Origin of the sequence: Pseudoalteromonas galatheae, assembly GCF_005886105.2 — a bacterium.
In the GTDB taxonomy this organism is placed as follows: domain Bacteria; phylum Pseudomonadota; class Gammaproteobacteria; order Enterobacterales; family Alteromonadaceae; genus Pseudoalteromonas; species Pseudoalteromonas galatheae.
Window position 1 is genome coordinate 991,651 of the sequence record NZ_PNCO02000002.1, and the last position, 23,992, is coordinate 1,015,642.

Genomic DNA, 23,992 nt, shown 5'->3' on the forward strand with positions numbered 1-23,992 from the left:
TTACTTATCCAATTATTAAAGGAATGTTCTATATGACTCCAAGTGCGTTACGCAAAGCAGTTAATGCCTTTTCTAAAGATACTCAGCATCAACCGGATTATTATTTTGTTGAAGGCTATTTGATTGGCAAAGTTGCTATTAATGATATGGCTGAAATACATGAGTGGTTGCCTGAGCTCTTTGGTGATTACACGGCTATTTACCGTGCTCAGTTAGAGGCTTTAATGGATTTGCATGAGCAGTGCGTTTCAAGCTTGGATGGCAAAACTTATAAGTTGCCAAAAGAGTGTGCGCTCTCTAAGCAAGACTTTGCAGCATCATTAGCAAAGGGGGCTCCATTACCGAGCTTTTGTCTTGGTCTGCTTAAAGCTTTGGATAAAGTATCTTTTGAGAACTTGTCACTAGAGCAGAAAGGTGCGGTAAATGAATTACAACAACAGCTCACCGGATTTACTAGCTTAGATGCAGCAAAGGCGGCATTTTCAAACGCTGAACCTATGGTGCCTTTTGAGCGGGAGGCTCATGATGTAAAGCGTTATTTGGCAGGCGCGATTATGGAGTTAGGGGATACTTTAATTTGGGATCCTGAGTTAGACAATGAGCTCGGAGCGTTTGAATTTGAAGAAGATTTTGATGAAGAACAGGAAGAAATAAGAAACTCACTGATTGAGAATTTACTCAAATTGACTCACATCGATTCAATCCCTTTACTTGACCAGTTTATTCATAATGAAGAACAAGACTTTATTACGCCTGATTATATTGAGGAAAATCAAGGCAATTTTTGGCTTATTCACGAAACCAGACCTTATATGTTTATTCGTTACCATAAAGCGTGGATTTACTTTTGGGCAGACAGAGTTCAAGAGGCGGTTGATGAGTTAGACGTGCTGCTGCGACTTAATCCCAACGATAATCAGGCCTGTCGATACCTGTATGTGAACGGTTTAGTTATCTTAAAGCAGTGGGATAAACTAAAAGCTTGCCTTGATGAATATGAAGAAGAGAGTATTTTTATGCTATCTGCAGAGGCGTTGATGCGTTTTGCGCAGGATGGCGAGAGCAAAGCCTTAAATGAGCTAAAAGCGACAATCAAAGGGTACAATAAGCACTTTATCAAGATGCTTACAGGTCAAGAAAAGACTAAGCAAAAAGAGATATATGGCTACACCTTGGGTTCAAAAGAAGAAGTCTTAAGTTATATAGATTGTGGTGGCAAAAAAGCCTGGTTAAGCGTTGAAGGAAGCCTCTTTTGGCTGCGTAAAAAAAGTTAATTGTACTTTGTTTCAGGCTTGCTGAGTGAGTCTATTTAGGAAAAGGCCCTAAATTAGATAGGGCCTGCTGGTTGGGGGTTGTGTTAAGTTATATGCCTTCAATCATCCACTTAGCGGATAACTGGTCCGGCTCGCCATGGCGATTTAACTCAGGTTGGTTTTGCGCTTGGTTAAACCAAATATATTGCTGCCAAAATTGATTTTTGATATTCCACACACCACCTTGATAAATCAACGAGTAGAGTGCTTGTTTAGGGGAGTCTACGAGTTTGAGATAACCTGCGCTTTTGCTGCTGTAACTTAAAAACAGTGAAGGGGCATGAGTGGCTCTAAAATAGTGCTGACCCTCAGTATTGGTTACCTGAATTAAATCGAGAGGCTCAGTTGGGCTAAAGGTAATTCGGGTGTTATTGCTCAGGGTCTGTGCTGCTAAATACTGGTTATTTACTGGCGACTTTATCGTGATTTGTGTGCCCGTATCTGCACTTAACTGCGGATATGTCCAGCCGCTTGGTGGCGTTTGCCAGGTTAGAGATTTCCAGCGCCAGTTGTAGGGAATATCTAAGTGTGGGTCGTTAAGATCTTCAAAACCAGGTTCGGCTTCGATATTAAAAAGACATTGGTTTCGCTCTGCATCTAGCTGTGCAACACGCTCTGTTTGGCTAGTTGTGCCTACATTTAGCTCTGCCATACAGGCTTCAAGTGACTTCCCTTTTCCTGACTCATTAGGGGCCAGTACATAAGTATGATCACGTTTATTTTCGTCCTCATACCAAGCCAGCATAGCGGCCTCGTCAAACGACAACCAGTTTTGTACCAATAGCTGTGCTTCTTGCTCGGCTACGCTACGTCTTTGTGCTTTTGGTGTTGCCATTGTGCGAATAAACGCAGCCCAGAGATCTTTACTGGCCTCCAGCGCGACAATCGCGACCGGTTTCATGCTGCTAATACGATAAGATTGCCAGCCAGACTCTAGGCGTGTATTCGCTTGCCAGATCACATCGCCACTGGTGAAGTTGAGCACATCTTTGGTGTCGTGCGAATGCTGCTCGGCACCCTCAGAGCAAAGGTAAGCTTTTACTTGCCAAACCTTTTCGTAGTTATCTTGTGGAAGCCTTACCGTATGCTCTGGACTAAATGAATCTTGAAATAGGTGAACGGCACGGCCAAACAAAAAATAATTATGATCTACTTCCGCAAGGGCGGCGTGGCCACCACCATCCCACACCTTGAGGCGCTTTTCCTCAGCCATAGCCGCATCAATAAAATGTTGAACAAAGCGTTTTTGCGCGCGATAAGCTGCATCTACACCACCTTGGCCTGCAATATCATCATAGCGGCGCATAAAATGATCTAGCTGAATGTCAGCCGGTTCTTGGGAGACTGCGCTAAAGCAATTTGGGCCGGTTGGATCGGTACTGGCGTTGGTAACGTTAAATCCAGCAATATCAACCCAACGCTCACCGACGATGGCGGAGTTCACACTGTCGTATCTTGGTTCATAGAGCGGGTTGTTGTTTAACTGGGATTGGAGTCGAGTAACTTCATCTTGTGCGGTATGTAGTGTGATGTTCTTTGCCAGACCATAGCGCCAAGCGTGTCTAGGGTCGTTAGGATCTGGTTCGATAATATGTTCGGCATCCAGCACCTCAAGGGCTGCGGTGCGGGTTAACCATTCATGTCCCATGGGCATGATCCCTTGTCCACCAAATTGGGTGAATGCTTGAACAGTACTGCTTAATACAAGTCCGAACGTAATTGTGAGAGGCTTTATTTTCATATCTACTCCTTGAAAACTAAAAGCAAAAATAGCGTTTTTTACTCAACTTAGGGGCAAGGATTATAGTTTGTGAAATAAATGTTTCAATTGATTTTTGTTTGTAACGAATAAGTTTTCTTATCAACAGACCTGTTTTTGAAAGTTTGACTCATACATGGTTTGACAAGGGTAAAAATAATTTTTATTTAATATCAATTAATTATGGGTTTTATGCTGATGCGTTATGTTCTGTTACGAAGTGGAATATGCACATTTTATTGCTGGTACTAAAGTTACTCTACTTAGCTGGGATTCAATTTAAGCGAAAGTTAGCGCATACTTGAGTGCTCTTTGTTAACAGGTGTATTGTTCTTTGGTTGTGTTGAAACCATCTGTTAAATGTTTATGCTTTCGAACTGATGCAAACACGCACAACACGGTGATAACGATTAGCAACTACCAGAAGCAAGTTGCTAATGCTAATTTCAAACCATCTTTTAGTACAAAAAAGATGCTGAGGTACACATGTGATCTACAGCAAACTTAAAATATGTTTGGCATTTTGTCGGGCAAGACAACCTTTGATGGGATCGGTTGAAAACGTTTTAGCCGATATCTCCATAGGCTCCCCTTCATGAAGTACATCACCGCTATAGACTTTAACTCGACAGGTCGTTTTGTTTTGCTCTTCTGAATAAACAAGCTCAACTTTTTTGGCCTTCATGATTAAGTTTTTGTAGGGGTATCCCGCATCAGTAAATACTTTTTCAGTTTGTACCTGCTCGGATGTTGATGCGAGTGCTGCTAGAGGAAATGCAAGAATAATTGCGTATTTCATGATAAAGACTCCTTCCGTCTCTGATTTCACTGCTAAGTATTGTGCGCATTCATAAAACTGACAAACTAGAAATTCTGACCTATAGTTAAGTTTTAATTAAGTAAGATAGCGAATGAAATCACCTCCACTCAAAGGACTTTGGTATTTTAAAACGGCGGCAGAATTAGGTAGTTTTAAGCAGGCGGCGGAAGCCTTATTCGTGACTCAAGCTGCAGTGAGCCAGCAAATAAGAACACTCGAGCAACAGCTTGGTTGCATGTTGTTCGAGCGGCAAACAAGGAAGGTATTGCTAACCCAGCAAGGGCAAGACTTGTTACCTTATTTACACAAGGCTTTTGGGCAAGTTGAAATGGGTCTATCGACGTTAAAATTAGATCCGAATCCAAATACCATTAACCTGTCAGTTTTACCTTCATTTGCTACCTGTTGGCTTCTACCAAGATTGGCGAGCTTTAACAAAGCATTACCAGACTACCAGTTACGTATCGATCCAACCGAGCAACTCGCCGATTTTAATCACGACGGTATTGATATTGGGATCCGTTTTGGATTTGGTAATTACCCGGGACTGAAAAGCGAGCTCATCGCTGAGGACGAGTTAGTTCTCGCCTACCGCCCAGGATTAATTGACCCAAATAAACCGTTGCGAGGACAGCTATCAAAACTCAACTTTATCTATGATGAAGGTCGAGATAATGAGCGTGCGTGGATCGAGCTTAATAAGCAACTTGATCTGAGTGGTCATACATTCAGTAATCTCAAAATTGATAATGCAGCATTAGTTCAGCAGGCAACAGTAGCAGGGCAAGGATTTTCTTTGTTACGTCGACGTTTAGTGAATCAATCTTTAGAGCTTGGCCAATTAGAAATCTATCCCGACTTTGCATGGTTATGTGAATATCGGTATTACTTGGTTGCACCTGAACGCCATTTTGAGTGGCCTAAATTAAAGGCGTTTCGAGATTGGATAGTGGCTGAGCTTAGTGCATGCTGAGCTATACTATTTAACCTGAGCTTCGGATAATTAATGCCTTTCTAGCAGCCAGTTTTAGCGCTAACTGCGTTGAATTCACTTCCAATAGCCAGCTATTGGTGCATAAATTCGCCTTGTTATCCCTAAAACTGACTGGCTAGATAAGGGTATAATTTAATGTGGTATTAAAAACAATGAGTTAGCTCATTCCTTATCCAAACCTCAGGTTATTTAGCCTTATCTCACGATGTATTTTTGCGCACAGGGGGCCATAAGTAAGCAGTTCGGATCCGATCTGAGTAATCGAAGGTCAGATACTCGGATCCGGTAGCCTAGTTGTTAGAGGTGCTTTTTAAGAAAGTCGAGATAGGCTTGAGAGGCCTCAATACGGTTTTCCTTTTTCGAGAACCCATGTCCTTCATCTTCAAATAAGACGTATTTGACTGGCACATTGTTTGAGCGAACCGCTTCGACTAACTCATCACTTTCAACTTGCAGTACACGTGGGTCGTTTGCACCTTGCACCACCATTAGTGGTTTAGTGATATTTTTAGCATGGAAAAGCGGTGATATACGATGCAAACGCTCTTTATCGGTAGCTGGATCGCCTAGCTCATCATATAGTGACTTGCGATATGCCTCCCACCAAGCAGGAATAGATTCAAGAGTTCTGACCCAGTTAGTTACACCAAAGATATTTATCCCCAGCTTAAACTCTTCTGGCTCAAACGCCAATGCAGCAGCTGTCATATAGCCACCATAGCTTCCGCCCATGATGCCAATGCGATCAGCATCAACCCAGTCCAGTTGCTGTAGGTATTTTTTACTCCAAACAATATCTTGTAAATCATCTTCACCATGACGTTTGTCGTCTAAGTGAAAGAAGGTTTTACCATAGCCAGAGCTACCTCGGTTGTTTACGGCAAAAATGGCATATCCTTGGTTAACTAAGTGCTGAGTAAGTGCACTATAACCTGTCATGCTTTGGCCTCCAGGACCGCCATGAACAAATACAAGCGCCGGTACCTTATTTGTTGAACTCGCTAGCTTTGGTTTATAGAGTACTCCTGGGATCTCCAAACCATCAAAACTGTTAAAGCGAGCGATGGTGCTTTCGACCAGGTGGTCGGTATCGATTTTATCGCTTAAGGTTGAGGTCAGTTGCTTAACTTCGTCACTGCCAACCCGCCATACGTACAGGTTATTTGGCGAAGTATCTGAATTTAAATAAAAAGCCATCAGCTTTTCGTCATCAGAGAAGTTAACACTGTTGATACTACCTGCGGGGAGCTTGGGTAAATTGATATCCTTGCTAGTTTTAAGGTCGGTGATCGTCACTTTGATACTAGAGTCTTCGTTTACACCAACAACGCGGTAACGGTTGGAATCTGAGAAATACAAAAATCGTACGTCCCAATTTTTTACGATGTAAGGCGTGTGTTTACCCGTTGCGATTTCATAGCGCCAAGTTTGAGAAAACTCACCATGGGCATCTGTGCTGTAGTATAAATACTTATCGTCCTTAGAAAAGGCTGAAGCGAAAAAGTTTGCTTCGTGCTCCACATTTGAGATCTCAACGAGTGGGGTATCTGGGTTGTGTAAATCGAGTAAGAATAGGTCGCTGTCTTTATTACCTTGGGCATTGACAAGTGCAAGGTAGCGGTCTGTCTCACTCATTTTTTGGACATTTAAGTTTTTGTCATTTTTATAGATAAGTTCACTTTCGTAAGTGCTGGCATCAAAGCGATATAGATCCATAAAGCGCTCATCGCGCTGGTTACTTAACACGAAAAATGCCTTGTTATCTTCAGAGAAACCGACAAAACCGGCTCTGACCTTTTCTCCCGGTGTGAGATCTTTTACGTTACCGTTTTGGTCACGGACAAAGAGATGAAATTGTTCATTACCGCCACCGTCTCGAGTGAATAAGATACGGGGATCGTTGGGAAAGTATCCAATTGGATAGGTTGAGTCTGCGGCATCGGTTATTTGTGTTCTTTTGCCTGTTTTAACATCAACTTCATAGAGGTTAAATATACCCGACTCATCAGAAGCCACTAAGATTTTCTTTGCATCAGGGCGAAACGCGTTACCCTGAATGTCTGTGGTATCAAAAAATGTTTCTGCTGAATACGTCTTAAAGTCAGAGATAGCTTGAGTAGTTTGCGGTGGATTAACTTGTTGAGTGGTTTGGTTACATGCCGTTAGCGAAGCGATCAACGCACATGCTAGGAGTGATTTTTTAAACATAATTTCCCTACTTTCGTTATTATTATTGGTTTCTAGCATATAGCGATAAAAATCAATGGCAAGCAAATCACTAAGGTTTTGTGTAAACCAATGTAGGATTAGTATGTGATTGACTTTACTGCGGAAAAGTCAATCACATCCCAAGTTTATATTGAAGTGGTTATTTTAGGTCAAATCGGTCTGCATTCATTACTTTGGTCCATACCTCAACGAAGTCACGGACAAACTTCTCTTTGCTATCATCTTGTGCGTACACTTCGGCGTAAGCGCGCAAAATAGAATTAGAACCAAAGACGAGATCAACGCGAGTCGCGGTCCATTTTACCGTGTCCGTGTCGCGTGTTTTTATCTCATATAGGTTCTCTCCACTTGGCTCCCAGCGATATGCCATATCGGTCAAGTTGACGAAAAAGTCATTACTCAAAGTGCCAACGTTATCGGTAAATACGCCATGCGATGTTTGCCCGTGATTGGTGCCTAGCACGCGCATTCCGCCGATCAATACGGTCATTTCCTTGGCTGTGAGGCCCATCAGTTGGGCTCTATCAAGTAGCATTTCTTCTGGTTTTACGCTGTAGTGCTGTTTTTGCCAATTGCGAAAACCGTCATGTACAGGCTCTAATACATCAAATGACTCAATGTCGGTTTGCTCGTCTGTGGCATCGCCTCGTCCAGCGGCAAAAGGCACTTGGATTGACACACCGGCATTTTTAGCCGCTTGTTCAACAGCAGCACAGCCACCCAATACGATTAAATCAGCCATGCTTATGGTAGGCGTAAAATTACTTTGCACGACTTCTAATGCCGCGAGCACTTTCGCTAGACGTTCTGGTTCATTTCCAGGCCAATCCTTTTGTGGGGTTAGGCGGATCCTCGCACCATTTGCACCCCCTCTATAATCGGAATATCTAAACGTTCTAGCACTATCCCACGCGGTGGCTACTAATTCTGAAAGCGTCACATTGGTTGCTAGAATCTGTTGCTTGAGGGCGCTAATTTCACTGTCGTTTAGGGTGTAGTTAACGCTGGGGACTGGATCTTGCCAAAGCAGGTCTTCATTGGGTACTTCAGGGCCAAGGTAACGACTTTTAGGGCCAAGGTCGCGGTGGGTGAGCTTAAACCAAGCTTTGGCAAAAACATCGTTAAAATAGTCGGGATCGGCGTAGAACCTCTCTGAAATTTTACGATAAGCAGGGTCCATTTTCAGCGCCATATCGGCATCTGTCATCATCGGCATGCAGCGTTTGGATGCATCTTCAGCGTCAATTGGTTTGTCTTCTTCTTTTATATTGATAGGCTGCCATTGCCACGCGCCCGCAGGGCTTTTGGTTTGTTCCCATTCGTACGTGAACAGCAAATAGAAGTAGCCATTGTCCCATTGAGTTGGGTTCGTCGTCCAAGCGCCTTCGATACCGCTGGTTACTGCATTAGAACCAATGCCACGTGAGCTGTGATTCATCCAGCCAAAACCTTGTTCATGCAAGTCCGCGCCTTCGGGCTCCGGGCCTAATTCATCGGCATTGCCATTACCGTGCGCTTTACCCACCGTGTGTCCGCCAGCGGTTAGGGCAACGGTTTCTTCATCGTTCATTGCCATTCGAGCGAAGGTAACACGCATATCTTTAGCTGTTTTTAGCGGATCGGGATTACCATCTACGCCCTCAGGGTTAACATAGATAAGACCCATCATCACAGCGGCAAGCGGATTTTCTAAATCGCGTTCACCGCTATAGCGACTGTTTGAATTATTGGAGGGAGCCAGCCACTCTTTTTCGCTGCCCCAGTAGGTATCCTTTTCTGGATGCCAGATATCTTCTCGGCCACCGGCAAAGCCAAAGGTTTTGAATCCCATTGACTCATAAGCAACGTTGCCTGCCAGCACGATTAAATCGGCCCATGAAATTTGGTTGCCATATTTCTTTTTAATAGGCCAAAGTAAACGCCGGGCTTTATCTAAGTTTCCGTTGTCCGGCCAACTGTTTAGCGGAGCAAAACGCTGATTCCCCGTGTTTGCGCCACCGCGACCATCTGCAACACGATAACTGCCCGCAGCATGCCATGCCATTCTGATCATTAACCCACCATAGTGTCCCCAGTCGGCGGGCCACCATGGCTGAGAGTCTGTCATAAGTTGCTCGAGATCTTTTTTAAGGGCGGGATAATCAAGGCTGTTAAAGGCGCCTTTGTAATCAAAATTGGCATCCATCGGATCGGTTTTCGTATCGTGCTGATGCAATATGTCTAGGTTCAGGCTATTTGGCCACCACTGGTGCTCGCTATGCTCTGACGACGTATTTGCACCATGTGCGAAAGGGCAAATCGATGGTGTGTTTTGCTTCTTATCCATGGGAGATCCTTGTTTGTTCGATGACGGAAGATTGCTAGGGCCTGTTGATCTCTCAAGTTTGTTTTTGCAGCAGTATGATTGATGTGTATATAGGGCAAGTTGTACACCGCGAGCAAAACACGCTCAGAGGAACAAAAATCAAATCGCAAAGACCAATAAACCCTAGATAAAGGTAGTTCCGGTAAGTGCTTTTTACCAGATTTCGGTGGCCTTAAAGGCCAATATTGAATACCAAGAAAGTGGTGACATTTGTGACTTTCTGGGAAGTGTTCACGCCAAATCTGACTGATCACATGACTTTTTATTAGATGCTTGAATATTCAATAAAAGTAAATAAATATTGCGCAAATCGTCTGAAAATGCTTGTTGGAACGATTTAATTGTGTTATCAGTATAAAAAGGCGCAATAAATAACCTATTTCATTCCCCGTAGTGATAATAAGAAACTTTCTATCGTCAGCGTCTAACTATAATTTGGAACGTTACAAAGGAAACCGTTATGACAATAACAAAACAAAGAACGACTTTGGCGTTGGCAATCGCCAGCTTGTGTGGTTCGGGCGCTATAGTGTGGACGGCCCCTGTGCTTGCTGAAGAAGCAGCGTCGGAACCTGTTGAGAAGATCATGGTGACGGGGTCGCGCATCGCGCGGGCAAACCTAAGTAAACCCGGTGCGGTAACCACAATATCTAGAGCGGATATTGAGCAAACCGGATTTAAAAATATTGGTGATATGCTGCAAAATCTGACGGTGTCAGCCAGTGCTCCTAATGCTTCACAAAATGAAAATACGTCGGGCGTGACAAACTTTGACTTGCGCGGTTTAGGCGCGCAGCGCACATTGGTCTTGCTAAATGGCCGTCGCTTACCAAATGGGGGAAATGGCGCGGATGCTGCAGTTGATCTGAGTGCTATCCCTACTGCGATTATTGAACGTGTTGAAATTTTATTGGACGGTGCTTCTTCTATTTACGGCTCTGATGCGGTGTCTGGTGTTGTAAACATTATTACTCGCCAAACGGGCGATATTTTTGAGGTCAGTGGCTCCATTGGTCAATCCGCTGAAGGCGATGCTGATACGACTTCTTTGGAACTCGTAACAGGCATTGTTGGTGATAAAGGGCGCTTTATGGTGAGTGCCAGCTACGATGAAAAACAAGAAGTGTATGCCGGTGACAGAGATTTTAGTCGTTATGATTTAACCCTTAACCCCGATGGCAGTTACGGTCAAGGCGGTAGCTCCGCAATGCCTTGGAGTAACCTGAAAGTCACGGATGAAAACGGCAAGGAAATATTTGTTACCCGAGGCCCTGAATATGGCGAGTGGCGTGAAACTATCTCCGATGCGTCGCTTGCGCAAAATGACTTATACAATTACCAAGAGCCGAGCTTGCTGCAAACGCCTTTTGAACGCTATAGCATGAGTGCATTTGGCGAGTATGATCTTGGCAATTTGAAGTTTTCGGATGACGTGGTATTCAATTTTGAGGCGCTTTATTCACATCGAAAATCCACAACCAATGGTGCGCCTCAGCCATTAGTTCCAGTTTGGGGTGGGTATTTAGATTTTACTTACTCTCCTGATAACTACTACAACCAGCAATTCGGTCCGAAAGATAAAGATGGTAATCCTTATGCCATCAACGACTGGCGCCGCAGAATGGTAGAAACCAATGGCCGTATGAACCATGTAGAAAACAGCCAATACCGAATTGTGATGGCGCTCTCAGGTGATTTTAATGCAGATTGGAGCTGGGAGCTTGCCTACAATTTTGGTCGCAACTCAAACAAACGACTAAAAACCGGTATATTCAATTGGCCAGCGGCTAAAAATGCGGTTGGTCCTACTCATTTTGATGAGCAAGGCGTGCTGCGCTGTGGTGCTACACCGGATGCGCTAATTGCGGGTTGTGTGCCGCTTAATATCTTTGGTCAACCGGGTACCGACTCTGAGATCTCCGAGGACATGCTAAATTATCTCTCTGGTGATTGGCCGGGGATCCAGCAAGGTCATAACCAAATTAAGATCGCCAGCGCGAATGTAAGTGGTGTCGTGGCGAGTTTGCCTGCGGGCGACCTAGGTGTGTCTTTTGGCATCGAAAATCAAAAGGTTGAGGCGCGCAATCAAACAGATGCCGTTTCTATTAATATTTTAGTCACGGACGGGTTAGGTAGACCAACGGGCGGTGAATATTCACTCAATGAAGCATACCTAGAAGCCGTTGTGCCACTATTATCAGACCATGATTGGGCGCAGAGTTTAGAGTTAAACCTCGCGACTCGATATTCAGACTTTGATACGTTTGGCTCGACTACCAATTCAAAAGTGGGCGTATTTTGGGCGTTGAATGAGCAGTTGAGTTTTAGAGGGACTTGGTCACAAGCATTTAGAGCGCCTAATGTGGTGGAACTTTATAAAGGAAGGTTACCTGGCTTTGAAAATGGCGACGATCCTTGTGCCGTAGCAAATCCAAACCAAAACTGTGTCAGCACAGGCGTTCCCGATGATGGTAGTTACCGAGAAACGATCGGGCAGATCAGAACCAATACTGGCGGTAACACGGAACTGGAACCTGAAACCGCGACGAGCAAAACACTTGGGGTGATTTATCAGCCGAGCTGGCTTACTAACGGTTCAATCACCTTAGATTTTTATGACATCCAATTAAAAGATGCCATTGGGAACATTAGCGCGGTGACTAAATTGAGTGAATGTATGAATAGTGGTTTGTACTGCGACTCTGTACATCGCGTTCAATCTGGTGAGTTTCAGGGGGTGATCACCGGCGTTGATGTGTTTAATGAAAACCTCAATGCGTTAAATCGTCAAGGGATAGACGCTGAAGTTCGTTTTGACATCGGGCAGTTTTCATTTGGTGATTTGAGTACCGCACTCAACTGGTCATTTGTGAGTAAACATGAAGTTATTGAACCGGGCCTGGCAACCAAAGATCGAGCTGGACAGCGCGTTAATGGCCAAATGGCGGTGCCTGAGCACAGAGTTAACTTTGCACTTAACTGGCAGCATGACGACTTTAGCGCAAGTTGGCAAAGTTACTACATCGATTCGATGTTAGAAGAAGTATCGGTTAAACAAGGCGACCAAATCGTTAACTTTACCAATACCGTTGATAGCACGCTGACACATAATGCTCAAGTCACCTACCATTTAGATTCTGTTGATACTCAAATTACGCTAGGCGTTAACAATCTATTGGATGAAGCGCCGCCTTTTGCGACGGGTAATGGAAATAACGCAGATCCCATTCACTCGTCTTTATATCTAGGCCGTGAGTACTACTTAAGATTTAAGACTGAGTTTTAATTTCACATTGTTTCCCTGTGAGAGTAAGGTAAAGCGGGCTATGTCAGCCCGCTTTTTTATACCAGTTTTTAAGCAGGGAAATGGCTTTAGTAGCGCCACTCTCGCGTCCAACTACCGCAAAGGTTACATCCATATAGGCAAGATAAAATTTTGCTAATTAGTTGTTCTAAATGAGAAATCTTTAACGAAGCTAATATGTGATTTCACCCTTCAAATTGATTAGAGAATTAATTGAATTAGTATTAGTTCGCAGTTTGGGGCGAAGTTTGTTCTGACGAAGCAGCGCTTGTGGCTTGCGCTGCGGCGTTGATCCGTGACACGGTTTTCCAACAGATCAAGGCCATTAGTGCTATCAGTCCAATCACAATCGCGAAGTCTACTTTAGTTTGCAGCGGTAATAAGCTGTATTGATTACCGAAGTAGGCCAAATTCATCACTAAACTTAAGCAATAGCTAATACCACTTAGCCCTAATAACACCTTGCTAAAGGACAAAACATCTTTGGCAAATTGACTACTTATCAGGGAGAAGAAAAAGGCCATATACATAGAGGACTTTACTGTTTCTAATTTGTCGGTATGTGTTACTGGAAGTAAAGTGGTTAATGCAAAGCCAACAGCTACCGCTAAAATTACCCCAATAAAACTGCCACTGGTCAGTCTTTTAACAAACATTAGGCTTTTAGGACTTTGCTTTTTCTGCTTCGCACGCTTGTCAATCCACATTAAATTGCCAGTAACAATTAAGTAGGCGGTTGCAAGTCCAAGGCATAGAAACGCCAGTCGCATGCCATATCCAGCAAAATCACCAAAGTGCAGACTTGCAATGGTAGATAGCCCCGCTCGTACCGCATTATCATAGTTGTTTTCTGTGAGATAAACTTGTGAACTGTCACTTAGCTTATATTGAATTTCTTTAATATTAGAGAAAGCATCATTGCTTTTTGCTGTAAAGCCTACCACTGCATTCTCGTCACCAAAGTGACTAATTTCAACCATAGTGAAGGTTACATCTTCAAGTTTAGCTTGTGCTTGAGCTCTTAGTTGATCGATGCCTTGCATCGGCTGTGCTTCGTTTATTGCCTCAATTTTTGGCTCGTTAAATCCAGCCGCTTGCAGTAATGCAGTTTGGTCACCGCCATAGAGCAGCACGGCGTATGAAATTTGATAAATAATAACGAGGTTGAAAACAAGCCCTGTAAAGGCATACATAATGTGAAAAGGCAGACCCATTGTGCCAATCAAGTTATGAGCATCTAGCCATTTGTCTTTTTTACCTTCGGCGCGATATTGAAAGAAGTTTTTAGCAATTTTGCGCCAATGGATCACAACACCACTTAGTATAGCAACGAAGAAAAATAACGTAATGACACCAACGAAGTAGAGCCCAGGCCTGCCTAACCCCAAATCGAAGTGAAGTTCAAAAAGCAACGTCGAAAACTCAAACTTATCGGCGTCAGCAAGTACCTCACCAGATTGCGGTGATATCAACAGGTGTTGGTCCTGATGATCCTCCCCGGTGATCGGGTGGGGCTGGTCTAAGTGGGTTGCGAAATATACTTCAATAAACGGGTTATGCGGCGTAGGCTCTCGCATAAAAAAACCATGATCGGTATCAACATCGTATTGTTGTTGGATAGAGTTTATGGCTTTATCATAGGAAATTGTAGTTATTGACTCGTTTGATTGTACAGCCAGAGGTGCACGCTCCCAGCCCCGAATATTATCTCTAAATAAGCTAAGTGAGCCTGTGATAAAAACGATGAATAATACCGTTGAAATAATGAGTCCAATCCAGGCGTGTGCTTCGGTTAATGATTTTAGTGTTTGATTTTTCATTATTTATCTCATTAACAGTAATGCTGTATTTAATAGCAGTGAAGGGATAAAAATGGCAAATAGTGGCTTGCAAGCGGCTTTGGCACTTGGAAATCCGTAGCCCCAAACGATAATGCCCGCCCAAATAGGAAAGGCCAAGATCAGACCCAGCATGAGTTTTGCCGATTCAGAAAATGGTAATAGCAAATTGAGATTTAGCACCAAGGAGATAGACAGCAATAATCCCAACGAAAACCCAAGTAAGGTTTTAGGCCACATAACTTATTCCCCCTACAAATAGAGATAATAAGAAGACCAACGTTGAACTGAGATAGAAGCGTTTAATTGGGTATCCACTTAACAAAGTCACTGAAACTAAGCTAAACATCAAGATAACAAGTGCTGCTAACATTGCAGAGACCAAAGGGTACTGCACAGTTAAAATAACAAGGCCTGACAAATTTAGTAGAATGGCTACAGGGTATGCCGCGAGTTTACTAATAGGTGTAGCCAAAAATCGTTGTTTTGGACTTGCCAGATAGAGCAATACGGCGGCAAACCAAAACGGTATAATTGAGAAAAAGCTCATGATGGTGATAATCATTATTGTTTGCAATTGATTGTAATGATTATAGGGATATTCTTCAAGGCTTGAGTAATAATTGTCTCAAATTAGAGAAGTGAGTGATACGGTATTAGCAGGGTGACACTGCGAAACTGTAGAAATTCACGGTTTATTCCCTGCTATTAAGTATTTCTAGCTAAGTGTAAACGTACCTTGCATAATCGCGAAATGGCCAGGAAAAGAGCAGAAAAACTTATAGCTTTCATCTTTCTTTAGCTGCTCTGTAGAAAAAGTCACTGTGGTTTGTTCGCCACCGCCAATTACCTTAGATACAGCTAAAACGCGGCTATCGTTTGGTTTTACATAGCTGTTATTTGCGCCGGCTGACATACCATCGGTCGCAACGGCTTGAACATCAGCTGCTTTGCTCAACACCCAGTTATGGCCCATGGTTGTTGCCGCCAGTTTCCCTGTATGTTTTAACGTAACTGAAATTTCTTTACAGCTAGATGGTGCACTGAGTGATTTTTTAGAAAACTGCATCATGTCATTGGCTTCGATGCTGAGTTCACATTCATTTGCTGATGCGGCATGAGAAAAAAGAAAGACACCGAGGCTAAGCAATGTGGCAGAAAGAGAGGTTTTCATATTGACTCCTTAATTAAAAATCATTCTTATTATCATCTTTGTAAGGCGGGTTGTAAATGGATATAGATCAATAAAACTGGTCTATGCTTGAGATGACTCTAATTAAAAAGTGATTTCAAAGATGAAAAAATCCTGGCTGCTGCCATTGTTGTTTACTCCACTGTTCGTCAATGCGACAACATCCTCTACCGTCACATTGGCTTCCGACTATTTATTTAACGGCGTAAGTCAAACTAAGGAAGACGAAGCGCTTCAAGTCAGTCTAGATTGGTTTGGAAAAAGTGGTTGGTATGCCGGAGGCTGGGTGTCTAAAGTAGATTTTGGCGATGGTACGGATTTAGAAGGAGATCTGTACGGTGGCTACAAATTTTCGCTAACTGAAAAATTAAAGCTTGATGTTGGCCTCTCGCAATATACCTACCATGGTGATGATGTGAGTTCTGATTACAACTATGCAGAAGCCTTTGCAAAGTTTAATTACGGCCAGACAAATTTAGACTTTTGGTATGCATGGGATTATTTTGGAACAGGGGCTGCTCACGGGATAGTGATGCTCACGCATAGCATCCCAATCACAGAGCGGTGGTCACTGACGCTCGGGGTAGACCATTCAATGAGCTTTGATAGTGATAAATACGAATGGGAGTCGGGTGATGATGACTATACCCACTGGCATCTAACTGGAACTTACTCGATTAGTACTTGGTCTTTTTCATTGGGTTATGAAAGCAATGATATTGATTCCTATGCAGATTCTACATTTGTGGCGTCAATTTCAAAAACATTTAATTTCTAAGTTTACTTTTTATTAACTTTTGTGTTGATTTTAGTTGCAAATTGTACTTTTATATAGCTATATGATTGATGCTCCATAACTTTTTATAGGAGTAAGCAATTGATGAGGTAATAGTGATAAAAGCTATGGAGTCGCAATGATGAAGGATACGATAAAACTAACAGCACTCTCTTTGGCGGTATTTTCTCGGTTTAGCTTTTCAAGTCCGCTTGAATTTGCCGGTGGTGCAGACATGTCTAAGTTAGTCGAGGCAGAGCACATCTTGCCAAATCTCAATGACTACACAACAAACCTTGTGACCGTAAAAGGGGTGGTCACTCATGTTTGCAGAAAATTAGGTTGTTGGATGACGCTGCGAATAGCAAATGGCCTAGATGTAAATATCGAAGTTGAACAAGGTGATATGGTATTTCCACTTGCTGCAATTGGCCGTGAAGCCCATGTGACAGGGCGCTTCGAAGCGCTAAACCAGCGCCCTTTAGTTTGCGTGAGTACAGCAGAGGATGAAACGGCACTCATGCGTTTAGGGTTTAATCCAACGGCCGTAACCATTTCACATTTAGTACAGCAAGTAAAACACAGCTAAGCTTACAAACGTGGTGACATAGAGGTTTTTAAAGCGAAACGCCAGTATTACCGCGACCGTTGCGGCGACCAAATAGGGATTGCTTGGTGTGATGGCAAGTTGCTTGTCCTGAATAAATACAATGGGTACCCAAATGGCAGTCAGTACGCAAGGGGCGCTAAAACTTAAAAAGCGCTGTAGTTTAGGACCGATAGTAAAAGGCAGTTGTTTTGCCAGAAATAAATATCGAGTTGCAAACGTGACGCAAGCCATGGCCAAAATAGTAGTGATCATACACGCTCCTTTTTACTTTGTAGCACATATCCCACCGACATTCCGAGCAGTGCTGAGGCGATTAAGCCAAATTCAAAATGGATCAGTTTGAACACTAGGATAGTTACGGCCGACGTTAAACAAGCACATAGCACGGGTAATGCGTTAATACTCGGGACCACTAAAGCAATAAATATCGCCGCAATCGCGAAGTCTAAGCCAAGGTTGGTCAAGTCAGGTAAAAACTGACCTGCAACAATACCAATGAGCGTCCACAGATTCCATGCAACATAAAAGCTACCACCTGCGATGAGCGCATACACTAGCCGAAGTTTGCCTTGATAGGCACGATGGTGATGGGAAAATGCAAACAATTCGTCAGTGAGAAAAAACGCAATCGGGCCACGCCATTTAAGGGGCTTATCTATCATTTTGTTGCGGATAGCAAGGCCATATAGTAAATGTCTCGCGCTAATAATAAAGGTAGTCGCAAGCAAGGTGATAAGCGCCGTGTCTTTGGCAATAAGCTCTATTGCCACTAACTGCGCCGAGCCTGCAAAAACCAGTAACGACATTAACTGTGCCTCGAGCGGTGTAAAGCCGTTTTGTACAGCAAGGGAGCCACACAATATCCCCCAAGGAAGTACGGCGAGATTTAATGGCAACATATCCCAAAAGCCTTTGCATACTGCGACCTTCATATTAACAAGCCTTGCTATATTGACTGGGAGTGATCCCCATATTCTTTTTAAAATGACGGTTGAAGTGGCTTTGGTCATAAAAGCCTACGCTTAATGCTGCATGGGAGACACTTTTGCCATTGCGCAGTAATGCCTTGGCATGATTAAGCCGGTGTTGTATTTGAAAGGCATGGGGAGTGAGGCCAGTGTGGGCCTTAAACACGCGAATAAAGTAAAAGGGACTCATGCCGACAAGGCTCGCTAAGGAGTCGAGTGATACATCTTCAAATAAATTATCCAAAAGAAAATGGCGTGCTGTGGTAATTCGCTGCTTCACCGAAGGGATTTTTCTATCGAATGTGACTTTGCCTTGCTTATTGCTTAGATAAGATAGCAGAGTAATAAGTTGAGACTGCTTTTCAAGTACGCTGGTATCACATTCTAGGACGTTAAAAGTGGTATTCATGAGTGCCGCAAGCGCTCGGTCGTGTACCACTGCATCATGAAAAAAAGGAGCCATTGCCTTGCCATCACCAAGAAGCTGATTAAATAGTTCAGGTGTTGGGTAGAGTGAGCGGTACGAAGACTTATCTTGGGATGCCTTTTTGCAGTCGTGCACCTGCTCTGCATTAATCAAAATGACACTATGCTGACTCGCTAAGTGTTCACCGCCGCTGCGGTAGAATCGTTGCGCACCACTATCCACTAGGGCAAGCGTATAGCCGCTGTGGCTATGTCTACCAAAGTCTTCCTGCTTATCAATGTTGTGTAGTACTTCTAGGCCACCGAGTTCACGGTGAAAACTAAACTTTGAGTGTTGCATAATTCTCTCCCCTATTGATGAAAAGCGTATCTGTCTTCACTCAAAAAGTCTTGTACAAAATTGCACAATCTTTGGTGCGTTATCAGCATAGCTAAACACTGCACTTGGGTGGTGTGACCACGAAGGTATAGCTTAGTAAATTCAATGCTGTGCCGTTTGAGAGGTGAGTGCAATAATCTGAATTTATCCTCGAGTAACACTTCCGTATCGTCAAGGTGGATTAGCCAAGCTGTATTAAGTCAATGTGCTTTCTGATCTGCAAATTGTTTGGAGAATTAAAGCTGTTGGTATTAAAGTGCTGAACTTGACTCGCCGAATTTTATACCGCTTGGCTAATATTTAGTTTAGTGTAATGATGTGAAAAGCATGGTTCATTTTAAGGGTTTATTATTTTGGATAATTATTTACTATTTATAGGTGTTGCATTGGCGACGATTTTACTTCCAGGGCCTGCTGTGATGTTGACTATCAATAATTCGATTCAAAGAGGCTTTACCAAATCCTTAGCTGGTATTTGTGGTGTTGCACTTGGGATTTTGATTGTTGCTGCAATATCTGCGTCAAGTTTAGGTGTTATCTTAGCCAGCTCTGTACTGGCATTTACGGTCGTAAAGTTTATTGGTGCTGCGTATCTTTTCTATTTGGGTTACAAAATGTGGCGAACTAAAGGCGAGAGTAAAATAGGCAAGTCTATTGCTGCAGGTACGATGAAAAAGTGCTTTTTAGAGGGCTTTTTTGTTTCGATCACCAATCCCAAGGCTGCTATCTTCTTTTTGTCTATCTTCCCGCAGTTTATCAATGTTGAGAATGCATTTTTACCGCAGTTTACGGTTTTGATTTTCACTTTTAGCTTGCTGGTATTCATGGTGCATATTTCTTATGCGCTGTTTTCTGGCCTTGCCAAGACTAAGTTATCGTCACCGAAAAGCATGGCGGTGATGAATAAAGTGAGCGGTGGCGTGTTTTTTGGATTTGGCGCTGGTTTAGTTGCTGCCGGTAAGTAATTTATGTGGCTTGAAAATGTAAGCAAACTCCCTTTCTCTCGCACATAGTTAAAGGGAGTAAAGCTTGAATTCTGCATACCTTAGCTCCGAACAGCAGCAGGCTTACAGGTCTTAGTTGGCCTTGATGGACTACTTAGGTCTGAATAAGCGCTTGAAGCACTCATTAAACCAAAACAACCCAAGGTTGTTAATATGCCTATGACGACGTAAATAATGAAATCTATTACCATGATATTGCTCATCTTTAATTCCTCTCCGTTGGTACAATGCGCGTTAAATTCTGTGGGTTTCCACGTGCGATTCGACTACGCGGAAACTCTGGGGGACCTCAAACTGAGGCATTAAGTTAAAAACAATCGCTGGATATTTAAACTTTCTGTTTTTAGACGCGCTTGTGGGACTTAAACAAGTGATATAAAGTGGATCACCGTCCAAATTAAAATGAAAGTTGCTGCTGCAATCTGACGATTGAGAATGCGGCCCTCTTGGAGTGCTCTGCGATACCAGGTTTTGCAATTCTTGTAGTTTACGCCACACAGACTTATTAAAGTCACTGTCATCCAAGTGTCGGCTCTGCTCAAAAACCGCAACAAACGCGGCACTTTTCATGTTGTCAAAATCTACCTTTTCGACAAAAGAATAAAGGCTCGTTATTAAACTAAAGTTGTTATGTCTAGAGGTAAGATCGCCAAAGCCTAAAACTTCAACATTGTTAAATGCTAATTCGGCCTTATTGCCACCACAAATGCAAGGAAATTGCTGTTTGTTCACAAAGTCAATAAAACTATCTTGCAGCTCGGATTGTGGTGTCATGTTTTATACTCCTTACATTACTCATATTGTTGCGCTAGTAGATTTTGGTGTGTCCCAATGCTGAGTTGCGAACTCACCAGTATTGTTTACCTACACTAAGTAAGCAAAGCTTGGGCCATCATATTAAGTTTGTAATGTTTTGATTTTAAGTTGGTTTTTTGTTTTTTGCGTTTTCACAAGTAATTTTTTCACGTTTTATTCTGGTAAGAAGTACAGGGTTGTAAAAATTGGTAACGGTGGGCTTTTCTCAGGTGTTAGGTTTATAAGGTTTTGTGTCATTGTCCAAGTAAAGGTAAGTGCTTGAGGTTTTTATAGTTCATAGCAATGGCGATACAGCGGTAAAGTACCTCTGTTGGTATCTCTTCTTCTAACTTGAGTACAATTGCTCGATTTCCTTCAAACTGTAAATCGTCGGGAAATAGTACTCTAAATGTATCTATTAGTTTCGTTTGGCAGTGAAAATAAAGGTGAAAATTGGTAGGCGTTTTGGCTTTCCACGCCATACGAAAAGGACTTCCCGATTTAACACTAAAGCTTAATTCTCCCCATTTTATTGCTTCAATCACTTCTCCAAAGTTTTGCTCACTGGCAACTCGAATAACAAGTCTACGCAATACTCTGATTTTTTCTTGTGCAGCGGCAGGGTAGATACTGAGCACTTGTTCGGTAGTGTTTGCCATTTTGACACTTCCTTGATAAATAATGTATTTCCACTCTTGTAATACAGTATTAAATTGAGTAAAGAAGGGCAAGCTTGTAGAGACAAACTCTAATTTAAGGCACTATTGTGCACCAAAGAGAAAATAAGCCTCTATGTCTGGAATTACGACATGAAACGCCTCGGTTACGCTTGGGCCTGTTGACCTTTTCTGTTTGATTTTTGTGCTCTTGAGTGGGCTTTGGTCGAGGCGTTCGACTTACCGCCTAATTCTTAATGGCAAAAGGGCAATGTAATACCAATTGAATTAATTCTCTAATCAATTTGAAGGGTGAAATAGCATATTAGCTTCGTTAAAAATTTCTCATTTAGAACAACTAAATAGCAAAATTTTGCCTTGCCTATATGGATATAGGTACCTTAGCGGTAGCAGGACGCGAGAGCGGTGCTACTAAAGCTATTTCCCCGCTTCAAGATAGATCAGTTACGTAATACAACTGGTATAACAAGCGCTAGTCCTCGAGCTGCAATACAGCACAAAAAATGGAATAACCTCTAAAATTCTCTAGTTAGATTAGGATGTAGTTTAAAATGAACTTAAAAAACGTTCAGTTAGCTCGCCCTTTTCCTGCTCGGTCAACTATATTAATGTAATTTTTTTGTAAACAGTTATTCATGTTTGGGATTTATCATCTTTCTTGGACTAGTCCAAAAAATTACATTTAAAGGAAAGATAATGAAATTACCCGTGCTTAGCTGTGCATTACTTGCACTTTCATTTACTGCAAGTGTTGATGCACTTGAAAACAAAGTATTGCTTATTGGTATCGATGGCCTGCAATATGAAAAAATTGGTGCCAATAATACGCCAAACTTTGATCGCTTATATCTGACTCAAGCTTACACTGGCGGGATCGCAAAAACACAAACACAGCAAAAAACCAAAAGTGGCCCAGGCTGGGCGACAATTTTAACTGGGGTTTGGGTGAATAAGCATCAAGTGCCGAGCAACGGCTCAGGCCTAGCAAACAAAGCCTATCCCAGCCTTTATCGTTACATCGCAGAACATGATGCTAACGCCGATATCTCAAGTTTTAGCACTTGGGGACCCATTCATACGCAATTCTTCAGTGATGATGTTGCCTTGATGGACAGGAGATCGGAGGGAGGCAGCGACGACGATAATTTAAATAAAGCGCTGGCTACCTTAAACAGCGGCTCACCAGATTTTGTCTTTTTACATTTAGATGAACCGGACGCTGTGGGCCACAGCTTATGCTTTGGTTCTGCCTACAATAAATCGGTAGAAGATGCGGACAAGCGACTGGGTAAACTGCTTGATGCGGTTGAAGCAAGAGAACAAAGCGGTGAAAACTGGTTGGTGATGGTCACCACCGATCATGGCCGTACACCGGTTGTTGGCTGTCATCATGGCGAGCAAACCGAGCCGGAAAAAACCATCTTTATTGCCACCAACAAAGTGTTGAATAAAGAATTTAGCTCAAAAGATGTTAATCCTGCAAATACTGACTTCTCTGGTTTATATGGCTATCCAGCACAAACAGCGATTGTACCGACGATTTTATCTTACATGGGCATTGAAACAAATGTGCAAGCGGGTTTTGAAAGCACGCCGATGCACGGTGACTTAGGAATTCGTAAACTCAATTATGCCAATAAACTATTTACGTGGCTAAATGGTGCAAATGCGCAAACGCGTATTTATCGAAATAATCAATTGATTGAGACATTGCCTGCAGGTGTTGCCCAGTGGCAAGATCCGCAGCCCGTATCTGGCACCAATAACTATAGCTTTGAGCAACAGGGTGTGCATGTTGGTTATCGAGTTACCGAGTTGAAACTCAGCGCGGCGCATCAGTGGCATAATACTAAAAGCTACTTTTTCTCTGAAGATGCGCGCTACTGGCGTTACAATACTGTGCTTGATAAAACGGATGATGGTTATCCGGTATCGGTGACTAATGGCAACTGGCCGGGACTTGGCGATTATGCAGAACAAATTCGTGCGAGTTTTTATAAGGACAGTGATACGGTGTACTACTTCCTATCGGATGGTCAATACCTGAGCTATGACGTACAGAGTGATAAGGTACGAGCAGGTTATCCAAAAATAATTGATAACAATACTTGGCCGGGGCTTGCCGCCTACGCAAATAAAATAACCGCAACCCTTCGTTGGACGTCCGATAAGGTGTATTTCTTCCTAGATGATGGTCAATATTTACGCTATGACTTGGGAGATGACCGAGTGGACAGTGGGTATCCCAAAGCTATCAACGATAATACTTGGCCGGGACTTGGTGGCTACGCAACGAAGATAAGTGCAGCATTAAAGTGGAACGACACGCGTGCTTATTTCTTCTTAGATGATGGCCGCTATCTAAGATATAGCATTACTTTTGACAAAGTGGATGCGGGTTATCCTAAAGCCATTGATAATGGCACTTGGCCTGGATTGCAATAAACCCAGCGAAAGTAACGGATCTTGAAGGGAGTGAACAACTCCCTTTTTCATCTGGTTTTATACTTCAATGCGCGTTTTTCAGTTATGCTGTGTGCTCCT

At 42.9% G+C, this 23,992-nt stretch carries 20 protein-coding genes; 7 read left to right on the forward strand and 13 right to left on the reverse strand.

Translation table 11 applies throughout. From position 1 onward, the window contains the following. The first annotated feature begins 32 nt into the window (after window positions 1-32). On the forward strand, window positions 33-1,274 hold the full coding sequence (locus CWC29_RS22210; RefSeq protein ID WP_138522751.1) for a UPF0149 family protein: 1,242 nt from the start codon (window positions 33-35) through the stop codon (window positions 1,272-1,274). An 88-nt stretch (window positions 1,275-1,362) separates the two neighbouring features. Here CWC29_RS22210 and CWC29_RS22215 read toward each other — a convergent pair whose 3' ends face one another. Together CWC29_RS22215 and CWC29_RS22220 are read right to left on the reverse strand one after the other, a co-directional pair. Then, window positions 1,363-3,054, reverse strand: coding sequence for a hemolysin D (locus tag CWC29_RS22215; RefSeq protein WP_138522753.1), 1,692 nt, complete (start codon window positions 3,052-3,054; stop codon window positions 1,363-1,365). Window positions 3,055-3,565: 511 nt separating this feature from the next. After that, window positions 3,566-3,871, reverse strand: a complete 306-nt coding sequence (locus CWC29_RS22220; RefSeq protein WP_128726230.1) for a hypothetical protein — start codon at window positions 3,869-3,871, stop codon at window positions 3,566-3,568. A gap of 112 nt (window positions 3,872-3,983) precedes the next feature. Here CWC29_RS22220 and CWC29_RS22225 point away from each other — a divergent pair, with 112 nt between their 5' ends. Continuing rightward, window positions 3,984-4,865, forward strand: coding sequence for a LysR substrate-binding domain-containing protein (locus CWC29_RS22225; protein WP_128726229.1), 882 nt, complete (start codon window positions 3,984-3,986; stop codon window positions 4,863-4,865). A gap of 318 nt (window positions 4,866-5,183) precedes the next feature. On the opposite strand, the gene CWC29_RS22230 is transcribed toward CWC29_RS22225, so the two are convergent. Then, window positions 5,184-7,094 carry a S9 family peptidase gene (locus tag CWC29_RS22230; protein ID WP_138522755.1) on the reverse strand — a complete coding sequence of 637 codons (1,911 nt, stop codon included), beginning with the start codon at window positions 7,092-7,094 and terminating at the stop codon, window positions 5,184-5,186. 160 nt (window positions 7,095-7,254) lie between these two features. After that, complete coding sequence (katG, locus tag CWC29_RS22235) at window positions 7,255-9,441, reverse strand: catalase/peroxidase HPI (protein WP_138522757.1); 2,187 nt, start codon at window positions 9,439-9,441, stop codon at window positions 7,255-7,257. A gap of 499 nt (window positions 9,442-9,940) precedes the next feature. On the opposite strand from katG, the gene CWC29_RS22240 reads away from it, so the two are divergent. Further along, entirely contained in the window at window positions 9,941-12,766 is a 2,826-nt protein-coding gene (locus tag CWC29_RS22240; protein ID WP_138522759.1) for a TonB-dependent receptor plug domain-containing protein, read from the forward strand. A 242-nt stretch (window positions 12,767-13,008) separates the two neighbouring features. On the opposite strand, the gene CWC29_RS22245 is transcribed toward CWC29_RS22240, so the two are convergent. The 4 genes from CWC29_RS22245 to azu form a co-directional block, all read right to left on the reverse strand. Then, the gene (locus tag CWC29_RS22245) at window positions 13,009-14,604 is read right to left on the reverse strand and encodes a PepSY-associated TM helix domain-containing protein (protein WP_138522761.1); all 1,596 of its coding nucleotides are present in this window, start codon (window positions 14,602-14,604) and stop codon (window positions 13,009-13,011) included. A gap of 3 nt (window positions 14,605-14,607) precedes the next feature. After that, window positions 14,608-14,862 carry a hypothetical protein gene (locus tag CWC29_RS22250; protein ID WP_095729233.1) on the reverse strand — a complete coding sequence of 85 codons (255 nt, stop codon included), beginning with the start codon at window positions 14,860-14,862 and terminating at the stop codon, window positions 14,608-14,610. Beyond that, window positions 14,852-15,187, reverse strand: a complete 336-nt coding sequence (locus CWC29_RS22255) for a hypothetical protein (RefSeq protein ID WP_138522763.1) — start codon at window positions 15,185-15,187, stop codon at window positions 14,852-14,854. Before CWC29_RS22255 ends, CWC29_RS22250 begins: the two co-directional genes overlap by 11 nt. Window positions 15,188-15,340: 153 nt before the next feature. Continuing rightward, window positions 15,341-15,796 carry an azurin gene (azu, locus tag CWC29_RS22260; RefSeq protein WP_138522764.1) on the reverse strand — a complete coding sequence of 152 codons (456 nt, stop codon included), beginning with the start codon at window positions 15,794-15,796 and terminating at the stop codon, window positions 15,341-15,343. Window positions 15,797-15,917: 121 nt separating this feature from the next. Between azu and CWC29_RS22265 the strand changes: the two genes are divergently transcribed. Both CWC29_RS22265 and CWC29_RS22270 read left to right on the forward strand, forming a co-directional pair. After that, complete coding sequence (locus CWC29_RS22265; RefSeq protein ID WP_128726222.1) at window positions 15,918-16,592, forward strand: TorF family putative porin; 675 nt, start codon at window positions 15,918-15,920, stop codon at window positions 16,590-16,592. 136 nt (window positions 16,593-16,728) lie between these two features. Continuing rightward, window positions 16,729-17,178, forward strand: coding sequence for a DUF4920 domain-containing protein (locus tag CWC29_RS22270; protein ID WP_128726221.1), 450 nt, complete (start codon window positions 16,729-16,731; stop codon window positions 17,176-17,178). On the opposite strand, the gene CWC29_RS22275 is transcribed toward CWC29_RS22270, so the two are convergent. Genes CWC29_RS22275 through CWC29_RS22285 form a run of 3 tightly spaced genes read right to left on the reverse strand, consistent with a single transcriptional unit; the run spans window position 17,152 to window position 18,933 of the window. Further along, complete coding sequence (locus CWC29_RS22275) at window positions 17,152-17,451, reverse strand: AzlD domain-containing protein (protein WP_138522766.1); 300 nt, start codon at window positions 17,449-17,451, stop codon at window positions 17,152-17,154. The two genes, CWC29_RS22270 and CWC29_RS22275, sit on opposite strands and share 27 nt — an antisense overlap. Continuing rightward, window positions 17,448-18,131: an AzlC family ABC transporter permease gene (locus CWC29_RS22280; RefSeq protein ID WP_010607477.1), complete on the reverse strand. Its 684-nt coding sequence runs from the start codon at window positions 18,129-18,131 to the stop codon at window positions 17,448-17,450. The genes CWC29_RS22275 and CWC29_RS22280 overlap by 4 nt, the downstream gene beginning before the upstream one ends. 1 nt (window position 18,132) lies before the next feature. After that, window positions 18,133-18,933 carry an AraC family transcriptional regulator gene (locus CWC29_RS22285; protein WP_128726220.1) on the reverse strand — a complete coding sequence of 267 codons (801 nt, stop codon included), beginning with the start codon at window positions 18,931-18,933 and terminating at the stop codon, window positions 18,133-18,135. Between the two features lie 392 nt (window positions 18,934-19,325). Between CWC29_RS22285 and CWC29_RS22290 the strand changes: the two genes are divergently transcribed. Next, a complete protein-coding gene (locus CWC29_RS22290; RefSeq protein WP_128726219.1) occupies window positions 19,326-19,937 on the forward strand; it encodes a LysE family translocator in 612 nt (203 codons plus the stop codon). A gap of 273 nt (window positions 19,938-20,210) precedes the next feature. Here CWC29_RS22290 and CWC29_RS22295 read toward each other — a convergent pair whose 3' ends face one another. Continuing rightward, window positions 20,211-20,750: a YqcI/YcgG family protein gene (locus CWC29_RS22295; RefSeq protein ID WP_128726218.1), complete on the reverse strand. Its 540-nt coding sequence runs from the start codon at window positions 20,748-20,750 to the stop codon at window positions 20,211-20,213. 275 nt (window positions 20,751-21,025) lie between these two features. Then, window positions 21,026-21,430, reverse strand: a complete 405-nt coding sequence (locus CWC29_RS22300) for a DUF1801 domain-containing protein (protein ID WP_128726217.1) — start codon at window positions 21,428-21,430, stop codon at window positions 21,026-21,028. Between the two features lie 714 nt (window positions 21,431-22,144). On the opposite strand from CWC29_RS22300, the gene CWC29_RS22305 reads away from it, so the two are divergent. Further along, window positions 22,145-23,893, forward strand: coding sequence for a hemopexin repeat-containing protein (locus CWC29_RS22305; RefSeq protein WP_128726216.1), 1,749 nt, complete (start codon window positions 22,145-22,147; stop codon window positions 23,891-23,893). The last annotated feature ends 99 nt before the right edge of the window (window positions 23,894-23,992 follow it).

Coding starts and splice junctions, on each gene's coding strand:
- CWC29_RS22210 (WP_138522751.1), top strand. CDS start 33: ATGACTCCAAGTGCGTTACGCAAAGCAGTTAATGCCTTTTCTAAAGAT.
- CWC29_RS22215 (WP_138522753.1), bottom strand. CDS start 3,054: ATGAAAATAAAGCCTCTCACAATTACGTTCGGACTTGTATTAAGCAGT.
- CWC29_RS22220 (WP_128726230.1), bottom strand. CDS start 3,871: ATGAAATACGCAATTATTCTTGCATTTCCTCTAGCAGCACTCGCATCA.
- CWC29_RS22225 (WP_128726229.1), top strand. CDS start 3,984: ATGAAATCACCTCCACTCAAAGGACTTTGGTATTTTAAAACGGCGGCA.
- CWC29_RS22230 (WP_138522755.1), bottom strand. CDS start 7,094: ATGTTTAAAAAATCACTCCTAGCATGTGCGTTGATCGCTTCGCTAACG.
- katG (WP_138522757.1), bottom strand. CDS start 9,441: ATGGATAAGAAGCAAAACACACCATCGATTTGCCCTTTCGCACATGGT.
- CWC29_RS22240 (WP_138522759.1), top strand. CDS start 9,941: ATGACAATAACAAAACAAAGAACGACTTTGGCGTTGGCAATCGCCAGC.
- CWC29_RS22245 (WP_138522761.1), bottom strand. CDS start 14,604: ATGAAAAATCAAACACTAAAATCATTAACCGAAGCACACGCCTGGATT.
- CWC29_RS22250 (WP_095729233.1), bottom strand. CDS start 14,862: ATGTGGCCTAAAACCTTACTTGGGTTTTCGTTGGGATTATTGCTGTCT.
- CWC29_RS22255 (WP_138522763.1), bottom strand. CDS start 15,187: ATGATTATCACCATCATGAGCTTTTTCTCAATTATACCGTTTTGGTTT.
- azu (WP_138522764.1), bottom strand. CDS start 15,796: ATGAAAACCTCTCTTTCTGCCACATTGCTTAGCCTCGGTGTCTTTCTT.
- CWC29_RS22265 (WP_128726222.1), top strand. CDS start 15,918: ATGAAAAAATCCTGGCTGCTGCCATTGTTGTTTACTCCACTGTTCGTC.
- CWC29_RS22270 (WP_128726221.1), top strand. CDS start 16,729: ATGATGAAGGATACGATAAAACTAACAGCACTCTCTTTGGCGGTATTT.
- CWC29_RS22275 (WP_138522766.1), bottom strand. CDS start 17,451: ATGATCACTACTATTTTGGCCATGGCTTGCGTCACGTTTGCAACTCGA.
- CWC29_RS22280 (WP_010607477.1), bottom strand. CDS start 18,131: ATGAAGGTCGCAGTATGCAAAGGCTTTTGGGATATGTTGCCATTAAAT.
- CWC29_RS22285 (WP_128726220.1), bottom strand. CDS start 18,933: ATGCAACACTCAAAGTTTAGTTTTCACCGTGAACTCGGTGGCCTAGAA.
- CWC29_RS22295 (WP_128726218.1), bottom strand. CDS start 20,750: ATGACACCACAATCCGAGCTGCAAGATAGTTTTATTGACTTTGTGAAC.
- CWC29_RS22300 (WP_128726217.1), bottom strand. CDS start 21,430: ATGGCAAACACTACCGAACAAGTGCTCAGTATCTACCCTGCCGCTGCA.
- CWC29_RS22305 (WP_128726216.1), top strand. CDS start 22,145: ATGAAATTACCCGTGCTTAGCTGTGCATTACTTGCACTTTCATTTACT.